A 7670-nucleotide genomic window follows, 5' to 3' on the forward strand; every position below is an offset into this window, starting at 1 on the left:
GCACCCCCCCGCGCGGCTCTTTTCGCCCGGCGCCGGGCCGGTTCTTTCGAGTGCGGCGGGCCCGGATCGGCCGGGGCCGCCGAGTTACGGGCCCGGGTTCGCCGGGCTCGGAGTCGCCGGGTGTCTACCCGCCCGGTTCAGAACAGGCGCAGCCGCCGCGGCCCGCCGGTGAGCGCGGGCGCGTCGGCCTTCACGGTCGCGATCAACTCGCCGGGATTCGGGTTCACCCAATGTCTTTCGGCGGAGTCGCCGGGCTTCGCCCCGGGGGTGCGCAGCACCACGGTCGGCACGGTCTCGTTGCCGTCGGCCACCGAGCGCACGAACGCGGCGGCGTCGGGGTCCTCCCAGATGTTCACCTCGCGGTGCACGATGCCGCGCAGGTTGAGGGTCGTGCGCAGGCGCGCGCAGAAGGGGCAGCCGGGACGCCGGTACACGACGAGCTCCGGTATGGCGTCAGCGGTCATGCCCCGAGTGTAGGTTCGCCGCGCCGGGCCCGTCCGCCCCGCGGATCGCGGGAGCCGTGCCCCGCGCGGTGCTCAGGAATTCTTGGCCAGGTAGTCCACGTACATCGGGCGCAGCACCTCGCCGATCTCGCCCTCGCCCGCGTGCGCGTAATCGTCCAGCATCGGCAGCACGTACTTGATGTCGGCTTCGCTCTCGCCCAGATCGCCCGCGGCGGCCGCGGCGGCCGGAATGGACTTGAGCAGATCCCACAGGAACTTCACATCACCATGGCGAACGGCCAGCTTCACGGCCCGGTCGTGCAATTCCTTGGTGGACAGCGTCTCGAGATCGCGAGTATCGGCCATGCCATCGACTGTAATGGACCCATGGCAGCGCAACCGAGGTACCGGGTCAAGCGTGTGTACGACGCTCCCGAGGCGGGCGACGGCCGCCGGGTGCTGGTGGATCGGCTCTGGCCGCGCGGGGTCAGCAAACAGCAGGCATCCATCGACGAGTGGGCCAAGGACGTGACGCCGTCGAACGAGTTGCGGCGGTGGTACCACGCGGATCCGGACACGCGCAGAGCCGAATTCGAAAATAGGTACCGCGCGGAACTTTCCGGCGCCGCGCCGCGAGAGGCGCTGGCGCGCCTGCGCGCCGAGGCCGCGAAGGAACCACTCACGCTGGTGACAGCGGTGAAGGATCCGGCGCACAGCCACGTTCCGGTTCTCCTCGGCGAGTTGGGCGAAACGCCGAAGTAGGACACGCAGTTAATCCGATCTTCACTAACACGCCTGCAACTCGAGCAGCCGGAAACCGATTTCGGCGGTAGCGTCGGGGGTGCGGGCCGCGTAGGTGTGGCGCGTACGGGAGGTCCTGATCGTGTCTGAGCTACTCAGTGCGAGGGGGCCGGCACTCGGCCCTCGGGTCCTACGACCCTAACGGCCGACCGGCCCAGCGAGAACGCTCGCGCGGTGTCGCGCGGGTGGCAAAGGAGCCCACCGTGACTGATGCACGCTCCGTCAACACTTCCGCCGAGGGTGCGCGCACCACCGGGCAGGGAGTTCGCGCCTCGCAGTCGTCCGAATCAGGACTGAAAACCTTTGTCGTGGATACATCGGTGCTGCTTTCGGACCCCTGGGCGCTGACCCGCTTCGGCGAGCACCACGTGGTGCTGCCGCTCGTGGTGATCAGCGAACTCGAGGGCAAACGGCACCACCACGAACTGGGGTGGTTCGCTCGCGAGGCTTTGCGCATGCTGGACGATCTGCGTCTGGCACACGGTCGGCTCGATCAGCGGATCCCGGTCGGATCCGCGGGCGGCACGCTCCAGGTGGAGCTGAACCATACCGACCCCAGTGTGCTGCCGGTGGGCTTCAGAACCGACAGCAACGACTCTCGAATCCTCGCCTGCGCACTCAATTTCGCGGCCGAGGGGCAGAAGGTCGTCCTGGTCTCGAAGGACATCCCGTTGCGCGTCAAGGCGAGCGCTGTCGGGTTGCAGGCCGACGAGTACCACGCCCAGGACGTGGTCACCTCCGGGTGGACCGGCATGGTGGAACTCGAGGTCGGGTCGGCGACGGTCGACAAGATCTACGCCGATTCCGTCATCGACCTGGACGAGGCCCGGGACATCCCGTGCCACACCGGTATTCGGCTCCTCAGCGCACGCGGCAGCGCCCTGGCCCGGGTGACCCCGGACAAGCGGGTGCAACTGGTGCGCGGCGACCGGGAGGCCTTCGGGCTGCACGGGCGCTCGGCCGAACAGCGCATCGCGCTGGATCTGCTGCTGGACGAGAGCATCGGCATCGTGTCGATGGGCGGCCGGGCGGGCACCGGTAAGTCCGCGCTCGCGCTGACCGCGGGCCTGGAAGCGGTGCTGGAGAGGCGAACCCATCGCAAGGTGGTGGTGTTCCGGCCGCTGTACGCGGTCGGCGGACAGGATCTGGGCTACCTACCCGGTAGCGAGAGCGAGAAGATGGGGCCCTGGGCGCAGGCCGTCTTCGACACCCTGGAAGGGCTGGCCAGCCCCGAGGTCATGGAGGAGGTCCAGGCGCGCGGCATGCTGGAAGTGCTGCCGCTCACCCACATTCGCGGCCGCTCGCTGCACGACTCCTTCGTGATCGTGGACGAGGCGCAATCGCTCGAACGCAACGTGCTGCTCACCGTGCTGAGCCGGTTGGGCAGCGGGTCGCGGGTGGTGCTCACCCACGACGTCGCCCAGCGCGACAATCTGCGCGTGGGCAGGCACGACGGCGTGGCCGCGGTGATCGAGAAGCTGAAGGGCCATCCGCTCTTCGCGCACATCACCCTGACCCGCAGCGAGCGTTCGCCCATCGCGGCGCTGGTCACCGAGATGCTGGAGGAGTTCGGGCCGAACGCGTGACGGCGCGCTAGGCGATAGGTGATTTCTTGCCCGGTCGGGCGGCGTACTTCGGTACGCCACCCGGCCGGGCAAATTCGTAGTATGTGTTTCGATTCACAGTCCGCAGGGTATGTTTCACTGAAATGCCAGCTCGGCTGTTGATTCGGCGCGGAGTGGTGGTGTGCTGAACGGTTGCCGGGTCTCGTCCTGAAATACCGAGAGGATGGATATGCACCACTTCGCTCGACGTTCGGCCGGCATCGTGGCGGCGGCCGCGCTCATCACGGTCATGGTCGCGGGCTGCTCGAAGGACAAAGAGGACAAGGACTTCAAGTCCGACGGCGCGACCTCCACCAGCGTCATGGCCCCGGCGCCGGCCACCACGGAGGAACACGACGACGATCACTCCAGCACCTCCGCGCCGGAGACGACCACCGCCGCGCCGGAGACCAGCGCCACCGGCGGCGCCATGGAAACCAAGATCGCCACCCGCAACGGCGGCGAAATCGCGGTCGCCGGAGCGTTTCTCGCCAAGTACACCGAACTCGGCGGCGCGACCGGCCCGCTCGGCGATCCCCGCGGCCCCGAACGCGAGGCGCCCGGCGGCGGCAAGATGCAGGAATTCGAGGGCGGGGCCATCTATTCCAGCCCGGAGACCGGAACCCACGTGGTGTGGGGCGAGATTCGCAAGGCGTGGGACGGGCAGGGCGGGCCCGGTGGCGAACTCGGCTACCCGACGAGCGACGAGACCACCGTTCCGGGCGGCAAGCAGAGCGAGTTCGAGGACGGCAGCATCAGCTGGGTGGACGGCAACATCACCATTACCGAGAAATAGCGGGAACGGGTCCGGGGCCGCGCGTCCCGGACCCGAATCGTCGCGCCCCGGCGCCGCCCGGTCCGGCCGGTAAGCGTCATCGGCCCGGGTCGAGAGCCTCGCAGCCCGGGTGTGGCGTGGGCGACCGGCACGCCCGCGCGGCTATAGCAGTTCGACATGCCGGTCCATAGCCGTTGCGAATGCGGGGGGAAGATGCCCGCGTTCGCGGCGCAGCCGCTAGGTTGTGCTCGTGCAGAACGAATTCCTCGACCGCGAACTGCTGGAATCGCTGGCCCCGGAGGTGGAAGCCAACCTCGTGCGCCACGTGGCCGTCGCGGCGGAATGGCAGCCCCACGACTACGTGCCGTGGGACGACGGCCGCAACTTCGAGTTCCTCGGCGGAACCGATTGGGAGCCCGCGCAATCCGAGCTCAGTGACGTCTCGAAGCTGGCCCTGACCGTGGCCGTGCTGGTCGCCGACAATCTGCCCGCGTACCACCGCGAACTGGCGAAGTACCTGCGTACCGGCCCCTGGTGGCGCTGGGTGGGTCGCTGGACCGCCGAGGAGAACCGGCACGAGATCATGATCCGGAACTACCTCATGGTCACCCGTGCGGTGGATCCGATCGCCCTCGAGCGGGTGCGCATGGAGCACATGACCGTCGGCTTCTCGCGGCCCGGCATGCACCTGATCGACGTGCTCGCCGCCTCCGCGTTCGAAGAGGCCGCGGCCGCCGTGCGGCACCGCAACACCGCCGCGCTGTCGGAGGACCCGATCGTGGTCACCATCGCCGAGCGCCTGGCCGCCGACGACGAACTGCACGCGATCTTCTTCGCCAACCTGGTCTCGGCCGCCCTGGACCAGGCGCCCGATCAGGCCGTGCGCGCCATCGCCGACCGCGTCGCGGACTTCCGCGTGCCGGTGGTGAACCTGCCCGACGGGACCAACAGCGACGATCTGCTGGCCGCGGCGGGCATCTACGACCCGGCCCGCCAGAACGAACTGGTCTTCACCCCGCTGCTCGAGCGCTGGAACATCTTCGGCCGCACCGACTTCAGCGAGCAGGGCGAGAAGGCCCGCGCGGAGCTGGACCACCTGCGCCCCTGATTCGCGCCATCCGACCCGCCCCCGGCAGCTCGAGCGCCGCGGGCGGGTCGTCGCATTTCCGGGGCCGGTGACCACATCCCCGCGGTCGGCTCGCCGATCATGGGTGACGTTCGGTGCGCAGCCGGGAATCCGTTCCCGGCTCCGACCTTCACCCGGCGTGTGCCACGGTCGGCGAGCAATTCGCAATCCGCGCCGACCGGATCGATGTCGGTGCCGACTGCCCCGGGTGTCCGGCGGCGGGGTGCTTTCGCCGGGGACCGGTCAGCGGCTGACGACCGCGCGGACCAGGCCCGTGACCGTGCCGCGCAGCAGGTTCTCCCAGGAGAAGTGGTCGTGCCACAGCACGATCCGGCCGTCGACGAGCTCGAAGGTGCCGCACACCCAGAACCCGATCTCGACCGGGCCGAACCGGAGGTAGTCGGTGCGCTCGGTCAGGACCAGATTCGGGCCGTCCGCGGCGATGTTGTGCACGTCGACCCGAAAGCCGTAGCGGGGGTTGGCCAGTCGGTCGAAGACCCAGCGCACGCGGTCGATGCCGCGCACATCCGGTAGGGAGGTGTTCTTCCAGACGATGGCGGGGTCGACGAGTTCGAGCGCCTCGCCGATCGCCTTCACCTCCAGCGCGGCGAAGAACTCCCGCACCGTGGTGACCGCTTCCTGCTGCAATTCCGGTATGTCGGACATGCATCGAGCCTAAGCGGATTTCCCCTGCGCGCCCAGCGATTGCGCCGCACCGTTTCGACTTCGCACCCCCCTTCGCGCCGGATTCCGCTGTCAGCCCGCCGCGGCGATGTAGGCGGCGAGGCCGTCGAGGATGCGGTCGATGCCGAAGTGCAGGGCGTTGTTCCGGGCGGGCCGCGCTTCGGGGCCGGCCTGCCCGGACTGTTCGGCGAAGGCCGCGAGGGCGTGCGGGAAGCGGTCGGCGTTGGCGGCCAGGACGGGGCCGATCTCGCGGGCCAGCTCGGCTTCGGCGTTGTCGTCCGGACCGCCGGCGCCGATCTGCTGGATCAGGCTGCGCACGTGGCCGAGCAACAGTACGACGCTGTCGAGGCGCTCGGGGCCGGTGAGCGTGGTGTCCGCCAGCGCGGTGAGAGCCGTTTCCAGCCAGCTCAATTCGTTGGGACCCATGGGGCGCACGCCGGGGGTGAGCTCCAGGGCCCAGGGGTGGGCGCGATAGCGCTCGAAGGCCGTCTCCGCCCACGAGGTCAGGTAGGCGCGCCACGGCTCCGGGGAGGTCGCGTCCACGATCACCGGTTCCGGAGCGGGCCCGAACGCGGTGTCCAGCATCAGCGCCGTGAGCTCGCCCTTGCCGGGCACGTACCGGTACAGCGCCATCTTCGCGCAGCCGAGGCGTTCGGCCAGCCGGGCCATGGCCAGATTGGCCAGTCCCTCGGTGTCGGCCAGCGCGATCGCCTCGGCCACGATCCGCTCGAGCGTGAGCGAGGGCTTGGGTCCGCGCCGCGGTGGCTGCGGCAGGCCCCAGAGCAGTTCGACGGTGGTCGGTCCGGCCATGGTCGGCGTCCTTCCGGATTCGGCGCTTGACGGTGAACTGCGTCCAGCATACGCTGATTGTGAAATAGCGTCCTATGGACACAGTTATTGAGAGGGTCCCGATCATGCGCAACACCACCGTTCTCATCTCCGGCGCGAGCGTCGCGGGCCCGGCCCTGGCCTACTGGCTGCACCGCTACGGCTTCGACGTCACCGTCGTGGAACAGGCCCCCGCCCCGCGCGCCGGCGGCCAGGCCATCGACTTCACCGGGCACACGCACATGACCGTGCTCGAGCGCATGGGCATCCTGGACGACCTGCGCGCCCGGCAGACCGGCAAGACCGACATGGTGATCGTCGACGCCGACGGTGTGCGGCAGGCCGGCATCTCCGGCGATTTCACCGGCGGTGATCTCGAGATCCTGCGCGGCGATCTCGCCGAGGTCATGTACGAGCGGACCGCGGCGCACTGCCGATACCTGTTCGGCGACACCGTCACCGCGCTGACCGAGACCGCCGACGGCGTGCACGTCGAGTTCGCGCACGCGCCCGCCCGGACCTTCGATCTGGTCTTCGGCTGCGACGGCATCCATTCGCGGGTCCGCGCGCTCGCGTTCGGTCCCGAAGCCGACTACGTGCGGCATCGCGGCTACTACTACTGCATCGCCGGCGCCTCGCACTGGGAGAGCGCCGAGGCGGGGAACCGCGAGCGCGCGATCTCGTACGCGCACAACGTGCCCGGCCGCCTGGCGGTCACCGGCGGGTCCAAGGCCGGGCAGATGTACCTGTTCGCCTCACCGCGCCTGGACTACGACCGGGCAGACGTGGACGCCCAGCGGCGCATCGTGGCCGAGAAGTTCGCGGGGATGGGCTGGGAGGTGCCGGGCATGCTGGCCGAATTGCCGGGGCTGGACGGCTTCTACCTCGACTCGATCAGCAAGGTGAGCATGAAGAGTTTCGTCCGGGGCCGGGTCGCGCTGCTCGGCGACGCGGGCTACGGAAACACCCTGGCGGGCTTCGGAACCGGGCTCGCGGTGGTCGGCGCGTACGTGCTGGCCGGGGAACTGGCCGTCGCGGGCGGGGACCACACCGTGGCCTTCGCGCGGTACCAGGAGATGATGGCGCGCTACCGCAGGATGTCCGACGGTGCGCATCCGGGACGCTTCCTGGCGCCGAAGACCGCGCTGGGACTGCGTGTGCGGAATTGGTTCTTGGATTCACGCTGGTTCGGCGTGATGGCCGCGTCGGCCGAGAATTCGAAGAATGACATCGAGTTGAAGAATTATGCCGAAATACTGGGTGTGAAGTGATTGTGCGTGCGGGTCACTCGAATGCGGGCGTGGATATGGGGACTTTCGTCAAACAAAAGAACAACCCCCGCAAAAAGATATCAATAGCCATAAACGCCCCAACATGATATTAGCGAATGCCGAACAAAAAGAAAAAAA

9 protein-coding genes are annotated in these 7670 nt (G+C 68.7%); 5 read left to right on the forward strand and 4 right to left on the reverse strand.

Annotated elements, in window-relative coordinates; genetic code table 11:
• Window positions 1-137 precede the first annotated feature (137 nt).
• Entirely contained in the window at window positions 138-464 is a 327-nt protein-coding gene (locus ACWIGI_RS13660) for a glutaredoxin family protein (protein WP_454202701.1), read from the reverse strand.
• A gap of 72 nt (window positions 465-536) precedes the next feature.
• Window positions 537-809, reverse strand: coding sequence for a hypothetical protein (locus ACWIGI_RS13665; protein WP_354989137.1), 273 nt, complete (start codon window positions 807-809; stop codon window positions 537-539).
• 21 nt (window positions 810-830) lie between these two features.
• Here ACWIGI_RS13665 and ACWIGI_RS13670 point away from each other — a divergent pair, with 21 nt between their 5' ends.
• From ACWIGI_RS13670 to ACWIGI_RS13685, 4 genes are all read left to right on the forward strand, one after another.
• Window positions 831-1205 (forward strand): DUF488 domain-containing protein, encoded by a 375-nt coding sequence (locus ACWIGI_RS13670; RefSeq protein WP_454202702.1) that lies wholly within the window; start codon window positions 831-833, stop codon window positions 1203-1205.
• A gap of 242 nt (window positions 1206-1447) precedes the next feature.
• The gene (locus tag ACWIGI_RS13675; RefSeq protein WP_454202703.1) at window positions 1448-2830 is read left to right on the forward strand and encodes a PhoH family protein; all 1383 of its coding nucleotides are present in this window, start codon (window positions 1448-1450) and stop codon (window positions 2828-2830) included.
• A 208-nt stretch (window positions 2831-3038) separates the two neighbouring features.
• The gene (locus ACWIGI_RS13680) at window positions 3039-3644 is read left to right on the forward strand and encodes an LGFP repeat-containing protein (protein WP_454202704.1); all 606 of its coding nucleotides are present in this window, start codon (window positions 3039-3041) and stop codon (window positions 3642-3644) included.
• A 229-nt stretch (window positions 3645-3873) separates the two neighbouring features.
• Window positions 3874-4731, forward strand: a complete 858-nt coding sequence (locus ACWIGI_RS13685; RefSeq protein ID WP_454202705.1) for an acyl-ACP desaturase — start codon at window positions 3874-3876, stop codon at window positions 4729-4731.
• Between the two features lie 261 nt (window positions 4732-4992).
• On the opposite strand, the gene ACWIGI_RS13690 is transcribed toward ACWIGI_RS13685, so the two are convergent.
• Complete coding sequence (locus ACWIGI_RS13690) at window positions 4993-5415, reverse strand: limonene-1,2-epoxide hydrolase family protein (protein WP_454202706.1); 423 nt, start codon at window positions 5413-5415, stop codon at window positions 4993-4995.
• A gap of 90 nt (window positions 5416-5505) precedes the next feature.
• On the reverse strand, window positions 5506-6243 hold the full coding sequence (locus ACWIGI_RS13695) for a TetR/AcrR family transcriptional regulator (RefSeq protein WP_454202707.1): 738 nt from the start codon (window positions 6241-6243) through the stop codon (window positions 5506-5508).
• A gap of 104 nt (window positions 6244-6347) precedes the next feature.
• Between ACWIGI_RS13695 and ACWIGI_RS13700 the strand changes: the two genes are divergently transcribed.
• The gene (locus tag ACWIGI_RS13700) at window positions 6348-7532 is read left to right on the forward strand and encodes an FAD-dependent monooxygenase (RefSeq protein ID WP_454202708.1); all 1185 of its coding nucleotides are present in this window, start codon (window positions 6348-6350) and stop codon (window positions 7530-7532) included.
• The last annotated feature ends 138 nt before the right edge of the window (window positions 7533-7670 follow it).

Source organism: Nocardia sp. NPDC055321, assembly GCF_053645575.1.